Source organism: Extensimonas vulgaris, from assembly GCF_003337425.1.
GTDB lineage: Bacteria > Pseudomonadota > Gammaproteobacteria > Burkholderiales > Burkholderiaceae_C > Extensimonas > Extensimonas vulgaris.
This window is the reverse complement of the sequence record NZ_QPJU01000001.1, coordinates 419,781-433,708: the sequence shown is the minus strand read 5'-3', so window position 1 is coordinate 433,708 and position 13,928 is coordinate 419,781. Positions and strand designations below refer to the sequence as shown.

General features: G+C 68.2%; 10 protein-coding genes and 1 other RNA gene. 3 read left to right on the top strand and 8 right to left on the bottom strand.

The annotated features are described in order from the left end of the window. Positions 1-178: 178 nt before the first annotated feature. The 3 genes from DFR45_RS01975 to trxA all read right to left on the bottom strand — a co-directional run bounded on the left by DFR45_RS01975 (position 179) and on the right by trxA (position 2,432). Entirely contained in the window at positions 179-439 is a 261-nt protein-coding gene (locus tag DFR45_RS01975; protein ID WP_114482004.1) for a type B 50S ribosomal protein L31, read from the bottom strand. Positions 440-571: 132 nt separating this feature from the next. Beyond that, positions 572-1,834, bottom strand: a complete 1,263-nt coding sequence (gene rho / locus DFR45_RS01970; RefSeq protein ID WP_114482003.1) for a transcription termination factor Rho — start codon at positions 1,832-1,834, stop codon at positions 572-574. A 265-nt stretch (positions 1,835-2,099) separates the two neighbouring features. Further along, positions 2,100-2,432: a thioredoxin TrxA gene (gene trxA / locus DFR45_RS01965; protein ID WP_114482002.1), complete on the bottom strand. Its 333-nt coding sequence runs from the start codon at positions 2,430-2,432 to the stop codon at positions 2,100-2,102. 120 nt (positions 2,433-2,552) lie between these two features. Here trxA and DFR45_RS01960 point away from each other — a divergent pair, with 120 nt between their 5' ends. Together DFR45_RS01960 and DFR45_RS01955 are read left to right on the top strand one after the other, a co-directional pair. Then, positions 2,553-5,147, top strand: coding sequence for a PD-(D/E)XK nuclease family protein (locus DFR45_RS01960; protein ID WP_114482001.1), 2,595 nt, complete (start codon positions 2,553-2,555; stop codon positions 5,145-5,147). Positions 5,148-5,164: 17 nt separating this feature from the next. Then, positions 5,165-8,845, top strand: coding sequence for a UvrD-helicase domain-containing protein (locus DFR45_RS01955; protein ID WP_114482197.1), 3,681 nt, complete (start codon positions 5,165-5,167; stop codon positions 8,843-8,845). A gap of 36 nt (positions 8,846-8,881) precedes the next feature. On the opposite strand, the gene DFR45_RS01950 is transcribed toward DFR45_RS01955, so the two are convergent. The 5 genes from DFR45_RS01950 to ffs form a co-directional block, all read right to left on the bottom strand. Further along, positions 8,882-9,094 (bottom strand): type II toxin-antitoxin system HicA family toxin, encoded by a 213-nt coding sequence (locus DFR45_RS01950; RefSeq protein ID WP_114482000.1) that lies wholly within the window; start codon positions 9,092-9,094, stop codon positions 8,882-8,884. Continuing rightward, positions 9,091-9,300, bottom strand: coding sequence for a type II toxin-antitoxin system HicB family antitoxin (locus DFR45_RS01945; RefSeq protein WP_114481999.1), 210 nt, complete (start codon positions 9,298-9,300; stop codon positions 9,091-9,093). The genes DFR45_RS01950 and DFR45_RS01945 overlap by 4 nt, the downstream gene beginning before the upstream one ends. Before the next feature lie 8 nt (positions 9,301-9,308). Beyond that, complete coding sequence (mepK, locus tag DFR45_RS01940; RefSeq protein ID WP_114481998.1) at positions 9,309-9,878, bottom strand: peptidoglycan L,D-endopeptidase MepK; 570 nt, start codon at positions 9,876-9,878, stop codon at positions 9,309-9,311. A gap of 41 nt (positions 9,879-9,919) precedes the next feature. Continuing rightward, on the bottom strand, positions 9,920-11,575 hold the full coding sequence (locus DFR45_RS01935) for a L,D-transpeptidase family protein (protein ID WP_338324288.1): 1,656 nt from the start codon (positions 11,573-11,575) through the stop codon (positions 9,920-9,922). A gap of 179 nt (positions 11,576-11,754) precedes the next feature. Beyond that, positions 11,755-11,850, bottom strand: an RNA gene (gene ffs / locus DFR45_RS01930) — signal recognition particle sRNA small type. Positions 11,851-11,885: 35 nt separating this feature from the next. On the opposite strand from ffs, the gene dnaX reads away from it, so the two are divergent. Then, positions 11,886-13,892 (top strand): DNA polymerase III subunit gamma/tau, encoded by a 2,007-nt coding sequence (gene dnaX, locus DFR45_RS01925; protein WP_114481996.1) that lies wholly within the window; start codon positions 11,886-11,888, stop codon positions 13,890-13,892. Positions 13,893-13,928: the final 36 nt, after the last annotated feature.

Below are 13,928 nucleotides of genomic sequence, written 5' to 3'. Positions count from 1 at the left end.
AAGGCGCTCGCCCCATGGCAAAACACTTTGTTGCATCCTTGTTTGCGTAAGTCCAGAAAGAAAAAGGCAGCGCGGTGGCCTGAGCTGCCGTGCTGCCTTTTTCGGTGGGCTGCAGGAGGGTGCGTTGCGCACAGTCTGCCAGGCGCGGGCCAGGCATCCAGCCCCGATCGACCGGGGATTATTTCTTGGCGCCGGCCTTGGCGAAACGGTTGCGGAATTTTTCGACGCGCCCGCCCATGGTGTCCACCGATTTTTGCGTGCCGGTGTAAAACGGGTGCGACTCGCTCGAAGTGTCGAGCTTGAAGAGCGGCAGTTCGCGGCCGTCGTCGGTCTTGGCGGTTTCTTTGGTGTTCACACACGAACGCGTGACGAACTTGAAGCCGTTGGATTGGTCCACGAACAGCACTTCGCGGTAGTTGGGGTGGATGCCTTCTTTCATGATCGTTCCTCGGATGGGTGCTGCGGCAGCCGCGCCTGACCCGGCGCAACCCCTGCACCGTGAGAATCGAGCGTACTTTCCGCCAGAAAAAGCTCTCTATTATCGCACACGGCTTTTTTGTGGGCTTAGGCTTCAGCCGCCGCGGCGCATCATGTCGAAGAATTCGACATTGTTCTTCGTGGCCTTCATGTTCTTGATCATGAGCTCCATGGCTTCGATCTCGTCCATGTTGTAGAGGAACTGGCGCAGGATGCGCGTTTTTTGCAGGATTTCGGGCGGCAAGAGCAGCTCTTCGCGCCGCGTGCCGCTCTTGTTGAGCTCGATCGCGGGGAACACGCGCTTCTCGTAGAGGCGCCGGCTCAGGTGGATTTCGCAGTTGCCCGTGCCCTTGAATTCTTCAAAGATCACCTCGTCCATGCGGCTGCCCGTGTCCACCAGCGCCGTGGCGATGATGGTCAGGCTGCCGCCTTCCTCAACCTTGCGCGCGGCACCGAAAAAGCGCTTGGGGCGGTGCAGCGCGTTCGCATCGACGCCGCCCGAGAGCACCTTGCCGCTCGAGGGCACGACGTTGTTGTAGGCGCGCGCCAGGCGCGTGATCGAGTCGAGCAGGATCACCACGTCTTTCTTGAGTTCGACCAGGCGTTTGGCGCGCTCGATCACCATCTCGGCCACGTGCACGTGGCGCGTGGCGGGCTCGTCGAAGGTCGAGGCAATGATCTCGCCCTTGACGGTGCGCTGCATTTCGGTGACTTCTTCGGGGCGCTCGTCGACCAGCAGCACCATCATGTGCACGTCGGGGTTGTTCGCGGTGATCGCGTGGGCGATGTGCTGCATCATCACCGTCTTGCCGCTCTTGGGCGGCGCGACGATCAGCGCGCGCTGGCCTTTGCCTATGGGCGCGATGATGTCGATGATGCGGCCGGTGATGTTTTCCTCGCTCTTGATGTCGCGCTCGAGCTTGAGCTGCTCCTTGGGAAAGAGCGGCGTGAGGTTCTCGAACATCACCTTGTGCTTGTTCTGCTCGGGCGGGCCGTCGTTGACCTTGTCGAGCTTGTTGAGCGCGAAGTAGCGCTCGCCCTCCTTGGGAATGCGCACCTCGCCCTCGATCATGTCGCCGGTGTGCAGGTTGAAGCGGCGCACCTGGCTGGGCGAGATGTAGATGTCGTCGGTGCTCGCGGTGTAGCTGGTGTCGGGGCTGCGCAGAAAGCCGAAGCCGTCGGGCAAGATTTCGAGCACGCCGTCGGCAAACACCTGCTCGCCGGTCTTGGCGCGCTTTTTGATGATGGCGAACATCAGCTCCTGCTTGCGCATGCGGCCGGTGTTTTCGATGCCAAGCTCTTCGGCTTGTTTCAGGACTTCAGACACGTGCAGTGCCTTGAGTTCATTGAGGTGCATGAAGGGGACTCCTGGCGGAGTGGCTGGGAAAGCGATGGGAAAAGAGGAGGGCAGCGGCCCCGGCAAAGCGCGGTGTCGGCGCTGCGGGTCTGCCCGGAGGGTGAGCCCGGTGGGCTCGGGCCGGCTGCGCTGTGGGCCAGCCGAATGGGCGCTGATTATGACAGGAAAAACGCTGCGGCTTCAGCGCTGTGCGCGGCGAGCGCTGGTGATGCGGCAAGCTGTCGCTGCCGCACCGCGCAATGGAAACCAAAAAAGAGGGGGGCCCTCAAGCGAGTTGCTCGTCGATGAAGGCCGTGAGCTGCGCCTTGGCCACTGCGCCGACCTTGGTGGCAGCGAGCTGGCCGTTTTTGAACAGCATCAGCGTGGGGATGCCGCGGATGCCGAACTTGGCGGGGATGGCGCGGTTGTCATCGACGTTCATCTTGGCGACTTGCAGCTTGCCTTGGTAGCTGCTGGCGACTTCGTCGAGAATCGGGGCGATCATTTTGCAGGGGCCGCACCATTCGGCCCAGAAGTCCACCAGCACCGGCGTGGGGGACTGGAGCACGTCAGCCTCGAAGCTGCCGTCGGAGATGTGTTTGATGAGTTCGTTGGCCATAAAGATTCCTTATTGCTGGGGCTCGCTAAGAGCCTATGGAAATAGGCTCTCAGTTGACTGGGGGGCATTTTGACAGAAACCGATTCTGTGCATGGCGGTATGGCTGCTCCTGTGCACGCTATGGATGCGATAGCTTTAGACGATTGCTACGAAAGCGTCTGGCGCCCTGTTTTTACCAGGCTCGCGGAGCATCTGCGCGCGCATCCCGTGCCACAAGCGCGCACCGTGGTGCTGCTGCCGTTTGCGCAGCTGCTGCCGTGGGCGCAGCGCTTTTGGGCTCGCTGGCAGCCCGAGGGCTTTGCGCCGCGCTTTGCGACCACGCGCAGCTGGGCGCGCACGCTCGCGGCCTGGGTGCCGGCGGCGGGCGACTTCAGCGGCGAAGCGGCGCGCGACGCCCTGAGCGCGCGCAGCCTGCTCGAGCGCGCGGGGTTGGGCGCCGAGCGTGCGCTGTTGGCCGCGCCGCTGCAGGAGGCCGCCGTACAGCTCGCCCCGGCCGTCGCTGCCGTGCCGCCGTCGCAGCGCAGCGCCTGGGCCGAGCACGCACGCAGCCTGCTGCCCGCGCCGGACGCCGGTCAGCCTTTGCGCTACGAGGCCGCCGTGGCGCGCATCGCGCTCGAGTGGGTGCTGGCTTCGTCGCATCCCACCGACGTGCTGTTCACGCCCGCGGTGCGCGCGGCGGCGGATGTGCTCGTGCTGCTCGAAGGCCTGCAGCCCGACTCTTTGGCGCAGGCATTGTGTGCGTATTGGAATGACGGTGGTGGCACGCCCGCGCTCGTGCTGCAGCTACAAAAAGAGGATTTGTTGCACAGTGCTGACGATGCCAAGCCGCGCATCGCCGTGCACGCCGCGAGCGACGGTGAGGACGAGGCCCAGCGCGCGGCCGCCTGCGTGCTCGCGCATCTCGCGCAAGGGCGCACGCGCGTGGCGCTGGGGGCGATCGACCGCGCGCTCACGCGCCGCATTCGCGCGCAGCTCGAGGGTGCGGGCGTGGCCGTGCGCGACGAGACGGGCTGGACGCTTTCCACCACGCGTGCCGCGGCGCAGACCATGGCGCTGCTGCAGGCCTGCGCCTGGGACGCGGCGAGCGACGCCGTGCTCGACGCGCTCAAGCAGGCGCCGGCCATCGACGCCGCCACGCTCGACGCGCTCGAGCGCAGCCTGCGCGCCGACCCCGCGCCGCGCTGGCGCAGCGTGGCCGCGCGCGACTGGAGCCAGTGGCCGCCGCAGGCAGAGCTCATCACCGCGGTGGAGCGCTGGCGCGCGCGCCTGCACGCGGCGCGGCCACTCGCGGACTGGCTGCGTGCGCTGCGCGAGTTGCTTGCGGCCAGCGGCCTGTGGGCACCGCTCGAGGGCGACGCGGCGGGTGCGCTCGTGCTGCAGGCGCTGCGCCTGCACGAAGCGCTGCAGTGGGGCCTGGACGACTGGGAGGGCGCGGCGCAGCGCCTCACGCTGGCCGAATTCACGCGCTGGGCCGACGCCGTGCTCGAGGCCGCGCGTTATGTGCCGCCGGCCCCAGCGGGCGCGCGCGTGGTGCTGCTGCCGCTGGCCCAACTGCTCGCACGCCCCTTCGATGCGCTGGTGCTGGCCGGTTGCGACGAAAAGCGCCTGCCGGCCGCGCCCGAGCCCCAGGGCCCGTGGAGCGAGGCGCAGCGCAGCGCCTGGGGCCTGCCCACGCGCGCGCAGCTCGCCGCCGCGCAGCGCGCCGCCTGGCGCAGCGCCATGCAGCTGCCCGCGGTGGATGTGCTCTGGCGCAGCAGCGACGAGGGCGGCGAGCCGCTTTTGCCCAGCCCCTTGCTGCAGGCTTTGCAATGCGACGGCCTGACCGCGGCAGGCGTGGACGCGCGCTGCGCCCGCGAAGTCTGCGCGGCGCCTACGCTGCGGCCCGCGCCCAGCGCGGCATCGCTGCCCGTGCGCAAGCTCTCTGCGAGCATGTACGCCGACCTGCGCGCCTGCCCGTACCGCTTTTTTGCGCTGCGCCAGCTCGGTTTGCAGGAGGCGGGCGAGCTCGAAGCCGAGATCGACAAGCGCGACTTCGGCAGCTGGCTGCACCTCGTGCTGCAACATTTTCACGAGCGGCTGCGTGATGCGTCAGCGTCAGATGTTTTCGCGCCCGCGTCCGATGCTGCCGCGCGTGCGGACTTGCTCGACGCCGCGGCGCAGTCCGCGACGGCGCATCTGGGGCTGGACGCGGGCGGCTTTCTGCCCTTTGCCGCGACCTGGCCGCAGGTGCGCGACGGTTATTTGCGCTGGCTCGCAGAGCACGAAGCGCAGGGCGCGGTGTTTCGGCAGGCGGAGCTGGCGCTCGAGCAGCCGCTCGACGCGTGGCGGCTCGTGGGCAAGCTGGACCGCGTCGATGAAGTGCCTGAACCGCCGGAAGGCGAACCCATTCCCTTCGTGATCGACTACAAAACCGAGAGCGCAGCCAAGACGAAGCAGCGCATCGCAGACGGCGCCGAGGACACGCAACTCGCGTTTTATGCCGCATTGCTCGGCGCCGAACGCCTGCGCGCGGCCTATGTGAACGTGGGCGAGCGCGGCGAAACCGCGACCTACGAGCAACAAGACGTGCTCGCGCTGCGCACGCTGCTGCGCGCCGGCATCCGCAGCGACCTGGGCCGCATCGCCGCCGGGGCGCCGCTGCCCGCGCTGGGCGAAGGCCCGGTGTGCGACTTTTGCGCCGCGCGCGGCCTGTGCCGCAAGGATTTTTGGCAATGACGAGCAAGCCGACCGAGATGGAACCTTCCGACAAAGAGGCGGACGCAGACGCGCTGCTGCCCGAACAAGCCGCCTACGAACACAATGGCCGCCACGTCGAACGCGCCGAGTTTTACGCCATCGCCTGCGACCCGCGGCGCAGCGTGGCCGTGGAAGCCTGCGCGGGCGCGGGCAAGACCTGGATGCTGGTCTCGCGCATGCTGCGCGCCCTGCTCGAAGGCTGCGCGCCGCACGAGATTCTGGCCATCACCTTCACCAAAAAGGCCGCGGGCGAGATGCGCGCGCGCCTGCAAGAATGGCTGCAACAGTTCGCGCAACTGCCGCCCGAGGCACTCACGCAGGAGCTGATTCACAGGGGTTTGAGCCCACAGGCCGCATCCAATCAGCGTGAGCAGCTACGGAATTTATATCGGCAAGTGCTCGAGAGCGCGCGCCCCGTGCAGATTCGCACCTTCCACAGCTGGTTTGCCGCGCTGCTGGGCACGGCGCCGCTCGCGGTGCTGCAGGAGCATGGCCTGCCCGCGCGCTTCGAGCTGCTCGAAGACGACGCGCAGGCCGTGCGCGAGGTCTGGCAGCCGTTTTTGCAAGCCGTCGCGGCGGACGCGGCGCTGCGTGCCGACTACGAAGCCGTGGTGGCCACGCATGGGCGCACGCAAACGCACAAGGCGCTCGCCGCAGTGCTGGCCAAACGCGTGGAATTCGACCTGGCCGACGCAGCCGGCGTGGTCGCGGCATCGGTGCCGCATTTCGCGCAGATGTCTGCCCCATTGCAGGCGTTCGAAGAACCGGCGCAGGCGCTCGCGCAACCCGAGGCGCTCGCGCGCTGGCAGGCGTGGGCGAAAGCGCTTGCCGCAGAGCGCAACAAGACGCCGCAAAAAGCCGCCGCCGCGATCGTCGATGCGTTGACGTGTGCAGACCTCGACGCGCGGCTGGACAGGTTGCGCAAGGCACTTTTCGTGGCGAGTGCCGACCGGCTGACAAACCACCTGCAAAAATTTCCTGCGGCGCAAGAAGCCGAGGCCGAATTGCAAGTGCTTTTGCGCGCGCGCCGCCAGCATGCGGCCTGGCTGCACCAGCAGCGCATGGCGCGGCTCACGCGCTGTCTGCTCGCGCAGTTTGCCGCGCTCAAGCGCGCGCGCGGCTGGGTGGACATGAACGACGTCGAGCGCATGGCGCAACGCATGCTCGCCGACCCTGTGCTCAGCGGCTGGGTGCAAGAGCGCCTCGACGCGCGCGTGCGCCACCTGCTCATCGACGAGTTCCAGGACACCAACCCGCTGCAGTGGCAGGCGCTGCACGCCTGGCTGTCGGGCTACGCGGGCGCGGGCGGCGGTGCGGCGCCCAGCGTGTTCATCGTGGGCGACCCCAAGCAGAGCATCTACCGCTTTCGCCGCGCCGAGCCGCAGGTGTTCGTGGCTGCGCAGGACTTCGTGCGCACGGCGCTCGGTGGCGACTTGCTCAGCTGCGACCACACGCGGCGCAACGCGCGGCGCGTGCTCGCAGCCGTGAACCAGGTCATGCAGGCCGCGCAGGCGCAGGGCCACACGAGCGGCTTTCGCGCGCACAGCACCGAGTCGCGCGACGCGGGTCGGCTGCTGCGCCTGCCGCCGATCACAGCCACGGCTGCCGAAGCGAGCGACATGCAGGAGGGCATCGACGCCGGGCAGGGCGGCGTGAATGGTGCCGAGGGCGCCGGCGAAAGCGGCATGCAAAGCGGCATGCAAAGCGGCGCCGAGGGGCAGGCCGCGTCGCCCGCGTCTGCGCAGACCCCGGCGCAAGCACAAGCCCAGCCAGAATGGCGCGACAGCCTCACGACGCCGCGCCACACGCCCGAGGAAAGCCTGCGCCTGCGCGAATGCGCCCAGGCTGCGCAGTGGGTGGCGGCGCAGATCGAAAGCGGCACGCCGCCGCGCGAGGTGCTGGTGCTCGCGCAAAAGCGCGACCGCCTCGCGCTCATGGAAGAAGCGCTGCGCGCGCTGCACATCCCTTGCGTGCAGCCCGAGAAGGCCGACCTCTACGACGCCCCCGCGGTGCAGGACGTGGTGGCGCTGCTCGACGCGCTGGTCTCGCCGGGCAACGACCTGGCGCTCGCGCGTGCGCTCAAGTCGCCCTTGTTCGGCTTGGCGGACGCACAGCTCGTGCAGCTCGTGCAGCTCGCGTATTTGCGCCGCGCTTGTGCGCAGCCGGCAAGCTGGTTCGAGCTGATTCAAAAAGAGGAGCTGCTCACGCAGGATGGACGCACGTTAGGGCCCATTTTGATGCAATACCAGGGCTGGGTGCGCAGCCTGCCGCCGCACGACGCGCTGCACGCCATCTACACGCACGGCGACGTGCTCGCGCGCTTTGCCGCGGCCGCGCCCGCGGCGCAGCGGCAGCTCGTGCAGGCGCAGCTGCGCGCGCTGCTCGGCGCCGCCTTGCAACACGCGGGCGGACGCTACCTCACGCCCTACGCCTTCGTGCGCGCCATGAAAAAAGGCGGCGTGCCCGCGCCGCTGCGCGCCGATCTGCAGGCCGTGCGCCTGCTCACGGTGCACGGCGCCAAGGGGCTGGAGGCGGACTGCGTGCTGCTGCTGGACTGCGACGCACCCGCGCAAAAGGCCGAGAGCATGGGTGTGCTGATCGACTGGCCGGGCGCGCAGGCCGCGCCGCGCCGCCTCGTTTTTTTGGCCAAGGAGTCCGAGCCGCCGCCGAGCGCCGAAGAAACGCTCGCCGCCGAACTGCAGGCACGCCTGCGCGAAGAGCGCAACAAGCTCTACGTCGCCATGACGCGCGCGCGCCGCTGCCTCGTGCTCTCGGCCACGCAGACCAGCCGCAGCGCGGCCGACAGCTGGTGGCAGCAAATCGGCGCCGCGGCGGGCGGCTTGCTCGAAGATGTGGCGCTGGAGGCTGCCCATGCGCCCGCGGCGGCCTCGCCGGCCATTGCCTCATCGTCTGTGGCTCCGGTGTCGGTGGCTCCGGTGTCTGCGGCTACTGCGACGCCCGACGACGCCCAGCGCCAGAGCGCCGCCGCCAGGCAGGCAGCGTCCGAGATGCCGCTGCCGGGTGCTGCCGCAAGCCAGACTTTCGTGCTGCCGGAACTGCCCGTCTTTGTCCAGGCTGAGCCTGCGCGCGTGGCCGCCGGGGCCGCCGGGGCTGGCGCCGTGTCAGGCCCAGCTTCCAGCGCCGCCCGCGATCCCCCGCAGGGGCCGGACAGCACCGCAGCGCATGACCCCGCGGCGCGCCTGGGCAATGCCATGCACGAGTTGCTCGAACAAGCCGGCGTTGCGAGCGCGCTGCAGCTGCAGACCTGGCGCCGCGCGGGCTGGCCTGCGACGCGTCTCGCGTTGCTCGCGCAGACGCACGGCCTGAGCCTTGCCACCGCCACGCAGGCGGCCGCGCTCGCGCAGCGCATCCTCGCGGGCGACGGCGCCTGGGCCTGGGAGCCGGACTGCATCGCGCAGGCCGCGAACGAGGTGCCGCTGCACTACCAGGGCCAGAGCCTGCGCCTGGACCGCCTCGTCCATCGCCACAGCCCGGCCGAGCTCGCGGGCTGGTGGGTGCTCGACTACAAAAGCGCCGCCGCGCCCGAGCAGCAGGCCGATTTGCTCTCACAACTGAAGCATTACCGCGAGGCGGTGAAAGCCTTGGTGGCACCAGCGGGCGATGTATCCGTGTACACGGCTTTTCTCAGTGGGGACGGGCGCGTGGTGGTGGTGTAGCTTGGCCGCGTCGAGGCGCAGCAAGCAACCACTGGGCTACAGGTCTCCCGGAGTGATGCCGGTATGTTTGGCGATGCGCGCGAGCATCCGCGGACCGATTTCTTCGCCGTCGTGAAAGGCGAAGACGAAATCTGGACATCCCTCGCGAGTCAAGGTGCGGTGAGAACCCGACTGCCGTTTGATCCTCCAGCCCATGCCAAGCAACACCGTAAGCAGACGCCTGGCCTTGATGGACGGCCATTGGCTCATGCGGCGATGGGGATGGAAATATGGATGGGAACGGGACGAGCCTCGCTGTTCTCGAGGCGCTCGGCCAGCGTGCGCAGCGCCAGTATTTCAGCCTTGGCCATGGCTTCCTCGGCCGTGTTGCCGTAGCACAGGACGCCCGGTAGCTGAGGCACCTCGGCAATCCAGCGACCGTCGGTTTCTTCTTCGCATTCGATGCTGAAATTCATGATTCACCTCACCAGCGCCGCACCGGCCCCGTGTCTAGGTGCACGAACTGCTCGCTCGGGTAAAAGCCCACGCCGCCCTGGCGCAGCGAGAGCGCGGCGTCGCGCAGCTCGGTGAGCGGCACGCCGGGCAGGCGCACGTCGATGGCCTTGCCGACCATGTGCAGGCTGTGCTTGGCCACGCCGCCGCCGCGCGTGTTGCGCAGGGTGTCGTTGGTGGCGGGGCTGCGGTAGCCCGAGATCACCTCGAAGGGTTGCTGTGTGCCAAGCTCCTGGCGCACCAGGTGCAACAGGTTGAAGAGCTGCGGGTCCATGCTGCCGATGGCACCGCTGTAGTGGTCACGCAGAAAGTGGTTCAGGCTGAACAGTGCCTCGGGCACAAACTGATCGTTGAGCGCATACACCAGCGCCAGGCGCTCGCCCGTGTGCGTGTGGTGGAACGACAGGCTGCGCGCCTCGGGCACGCTGGCGAAGGCGCGCGGCGCCTGCGGCAGCACGGCGCCAGCGAGCAGCCACTGGCCCAGGCCAAGGAGGCGGCGGCGCGTGGTGTGGCGGGTAAATGGGTACGGCAACTGGGGCATGGCGGTTTCCTGAGCGAAAAGCGGGTTTTCCGCATTCTTTTCTATGGTGCGATCCGCGGCACGGGCACGGGTAAGGGCGCGGCACGGCGTTGTTCGGCCTGCTCGCGCAGCGCCTGCGCGAGCAGGCGGTCGTGACCATAGAGGTCGGCAAAGAAATGTACCTTGCCTTGCTTGATGACCGTAGTGATGTAGGCGATCACCACGGGGATGGGTTCGGCTAGGCGGATGGTGCTGGACTTGCCCGCGGCCATGGCTTCGCGGATGCGCTCCTCGGGCCAGGCGGGGTCGTTTTGCAGCACGAAGCGTGCGAGCGCCACCGGGTCTTCGACACGGATGCAGCCGTGGCTGAAGTCTCGCCGCGGGCGTGCGAACAGTTGCGTCGCCGGCGTGTGGTGCAGGTAGATGTTGCTGTTGTTGGGAAAGATGAACTTGATGTCGCCCAGCGCGTTGCGCGGCCCGGGGCGCTGGCGGATGCGCATCTGGCCGCGCAGCACGGCGTCGAGGTGGGCCGGTGAGAGCGTGGTGTGCACTCCGCCCTGAGAATCGACGAACTCGAGCCCCTCGCGTTCGAAGTAGCTCGGGTCGCGGCGCAGGCGCGGGATGGTTTCGCTGCGCGCGATCGAGGGCGGGATGTTCCAGTAGGGGCTGAACTCAATGAAGCGCATGTCTTCGTCGAACAAGGGCGTGCGTGTGTTCAGCGCCTTGCCCACGATCACCTTCATGGCCAGGCGCAGCACGATGCGGCCATCTTGCTGCTCGTAGGCGCGTAGCATGAATTCGGGCACGTTGATCACGATCATGCGCGGGCCGCGCAACAGCGGCGTCCAGCGCAGACGTTCCATGGCCAGCGCGATCTGCTGTGCGCGCGCGGCGGGCGGCACGCTGAGCGCCTCCAGCGTGGCCTGGCCGATCACACCGTCGGGGTCAAGCGCGTGGCGCTCCTGGAAGGCCTTGACGCCGTTTTGCACGCTTTCGTCGTAGCGCGCGGGCACGGGCGTGTCCGGCGGCAGATCACCCAGGGCCACGAGGCGCTGCACGAGCAGCGGCAGTCCGACCCATTCCTGGCCCAGATCAAGTTTGGGATTGCGGCTGGCCTTGCGCGCCGTAACTTTCGCCGCGGTCTTGGGGGCCGAGGCTGCCGCAGGAGCTAGCAAAGGCGGCAGCGGCGCGGCCCAGGCGGGGTGCGCGCCGAGCGCGCGGTATTGCGCGAGCGCGCTGCGCAGCTGGGCGTATTGCGGCAGTTGCGGCGCCGCTGCGCGCACCCCGGCGTGCAAGGTGGGCGCAGCGAGCGCCTGCTGCAGCAGCTGCGCCGGGTCGGTGCGCGTGGGGGCGGGCAGGCTGTAGTCCTGGTGCACGGCGCGCGGATCGACGCGGCCCGAATGCAGGTCGCTCAGGAAGCGCTGCAGCGCGGTGCTGAGTGCGTTTTCGAGTTGCTGCGCCGTGGCCTTGTTCAGTGCCGCGCCGTGCGTTGCGGCAGCGACGGCCTGCGCGAGTGCGCCAGCACCGTAATCCTCGGGCTCCAGCCCTTCGCTCGCGGCGTCGGCGAGAATTTCTACGGCCTCGTGTGCGCGCGCCGTGGGGCGGTTATTGATCAGCCATGGCCCGGCCTGCGCAGGCAGACTGCAGGCCCACAGCCAAAGGGCCAGCAGCGCAAGCTGCCAGCCGCCGTGCCGGCCTACAGGCCCTTTGTCAAACAAGGCTTTGCGCTGGGGGGGCGGGGACGATAAGTGAGGCATTGGGCAGCGTCGGTCAGAGGCCTGGGCCGCATCTATTGCAAAAAATACTTTGCGCAGCGGGCAAAGTGTCTGGTGCGTGGAAATCCCGAAACCCACGCACGCAAAGGACGAAGGGCGGGAAAAGAGGGAAAAAGAAGAAAGGTGACGAGCCTGACCCCGGCACTGGCTCCACGGTGAGGGCTGCTTGGTTCCCCACCTGACCCGGTTGGCCGCTTCACCATGCGAGGAGGCCCGTCGCCGGCGATTGTAGCCTGCCCGTAGAATCGGCCGCATGTCCTACGTCGTGCTCGCCCGCAAGTACCGCCCGCGCAACTTTGCCGAAATGGTGGGGCAGGAGCACGTGGTGCAGGCGCTGAGCAACGCCCTCACGCAGCAGCGCCTGCACCACGCCTACCTGTTCACGGGCACGCGCGGCGTGGGCAAGACCACGGTGTCGCGCATCCTGGCCAAGTCGCTCAACTGCCAGGGACCCGACGGGCAGGGCGGCATCACGGCCAGCCCGTGCGGCGTGTGCGCGGCCTGCACGGCGATCGACAGCGGCCGCTTCGTCGATTACACCGAGCTCGACGCGGCCTCGAACCGCGGCGTCGAGGAGGTGCAGGCGCTGCTCGAGCAGGCCGTTTACAAGCCGGTGCAGGGACGCTTCAAGGTCTTCATGATCGACGAAGTGCACATGCTCACGAACACGGCCTTCAACGCCATGCTCAAGACGCTGGAGGAGCCGCCCGAGTACCTCAAGTTCGTGCTCGCCACCACCGACCCGCAAAAAGTGCCCGTCACGGTGCTCTCGCGCTGCCTGCAGTTCAACCTGCGGCCCATGGCGCCCGAGACGGTGCAGAGCCACCTCGTGCGCGTGCTCGCGGCAGAAAACGTGCCCGCCGAGCCGCAGGCGCTGCGCTTGATTGCGCGCGCCGCGCGCGGCTCCATGCGCGATGCGCTTTCGCTGACCGACCAGGCGATCGCCTACGGCAGCGGGCAGCTGCAGGAGGCCGCGGTGCGCCAGATGCTGGGCAGTGTCGATCGCAGCTATGTCTTTCGCCTCATAGACGCGCTGGCGCAGGGCGACGGCCGCGCGGTGGTGGAAACGTCCGAGGCGCTGCGCCTGCATGGCCTCTCGGCCGCTTCCACCCTCGAAGAAATGAGCGCCGTGCTGCAGCGCATGGCGGTGCTGCAGGCCGTGCCGCAAATGGCCGCCGCCGTCGATGCGCAAGACCCCGAGGCCATCGAAACCGCGCGCCTGGCCGCGCTGCTGCCGGCCGACGAAACCCAGCTGCTCTACAGCCTGTGCCTGCACGGCCGCGCCGAGCTGGGCCTTGCGCCCGACGAATACGCCGCGCTCACCATGGTGCTGCTGCGCCTGCTGGCCTTCAAACCGGCGGGCGGCGCTGGCGGTGCAGCCCACGCGGAAAAAAAAACACTGACGCCGCCTGAAGCCGCCGCGCGCGCGCCTGCCGCAGCGGTACCCATGGCGCCGCCTGCTGTGCAAAAATTAGAGCAAAAAGAGGCTTTAGCGCGCATCCCACCTGCGCAGGCAGCTACGAATTCAGGAGTTTTTGAAGCATTGACGCAAGGTGTCGCTGAAACACCTGCCGACAATGCCTCAACGGAGCCTGCGGCGCTTCCCGATGTAGAGCAAAAAACGCCTCTAAGGCAGACAGATAAAGCGCAAGCAGCTCCTGCTGTCATAGCGATTCCGGTGCGCCAAATGGCGGAGCCGGTGAGCTCGCGCTTGCAGCCGCGGGTGCCGACTGCCTCGGCAGCGGTGTCCGAAGCCGTGCCCACGGCGGCGCCATCCTTGGCCAGTGCCACCAGCAATGCCACGGCGGCCGCTCCAGCGCCGGTCGTAGCAGGCGCGCGAGCTGTGGCGGGCGAGCGCGGCGAACATGGCGAAGGTGGCGAAGACGGCGACGTCTGGCACGCCGCAGTGCAGCAGCTCGTGGCGAGCGAGGCCATCAGTGCGCTCGTGCGCGAACTGGCCTTGCAGGCGCAGCTCGTGGCGCGCGACGGCAACCATTGGCACTTGCGTGTAGAGCGCGAGGCGCTGAACCAGCCCACGGCGCGCGAGCGCCTGCGCAGCGCGCTCGAGGCTGCGGGCTACGCCAGCCGGATCAGCGTGGAAGTCGGCCTGGTCACGGACAGCCCGGCGCGCCGCAACGCCGCCGCTGCGAGCGCGCGCCAGCGCCAGGCCGAAGAAATCGTCATGGGCGACCCTTACGTGCAGACGCTGCAGCGCGAGTTCGGCGCGAAAATCGTCCCTGGCAGCATCCGGCCGGACTGACGAAAAGCCGCTGCGATCCACATCCACATTCCCCCA

What these genes read in the sequence shown, in the direction of transcription:
- DFR45_RS01975 (WP_114482004.1), bottom strand. Translation starts at nt 439, where the DNA reads ATGAAAGAAGGCATCCACCCCAACTACCGCGAAGTGCTGTTCGTGGAC.
- rho (WP_114482003.1), bottom strand. Translation starts at nt 1,834, where the DNA reads ATGCACCTCAATGAACTCAAGGCACTGCACGTGTCTGAAGTCCTGAAA.
- trxA (WP_114482002.1), bottom strand. Translation starts at nt 2,432, where the DNA reads ATGGCCAACGAACTCATCAAACACATCTCCGACGGCAGCTTCGAGGCT.
- DFR45_RS01960 (WP_114482001.1), top strand. Translation starts at nt 2,553, where the DNA reads ATGGATGCGATAGCTTTAGACGATTGCTACGAAAGCGTCTGGCGCCCT.
- DFR45_RS01955 (WP_114482197.1), top strand. Translation starts at nt 5,165, where the DNA reads ATGGAACCTTCCGACAAAGAGGCGGACGCAGACGCGCTGCTGCCCGAA.
- DFR45_RS01950 (WP_114482000.1), bottom strand. Translation starts at nt 9,094, where the DNA reads ATGAGCCAATGGCCGTCCATCAAGGCCAGGCGTCTGCTTACGGTGTTG.
- DFR45_RS01945 (WP_114481999.1), bottom strand. Translation starts at nt 9,300, where the DNA reads ATGAATTTCAGCATCGAATGCGAAGAAGAAACCGACGGTCGCTGGATT.
- mepK (WP_114481998.1), bottom strand. Translation starts at nt 9,878, where the DNA reads ATGCCCCAGTTGCCGTACCCATTTACCCGCCACACCACGCGCCGCCGC.
- dnaX (WP_114481996.1), top strand. Translation starts at nt 11,886, where the DNA reads ATGTCCTACGTCGTGCTCGCCCGCAAGTACCGCCCGCGCAACTTTGCC.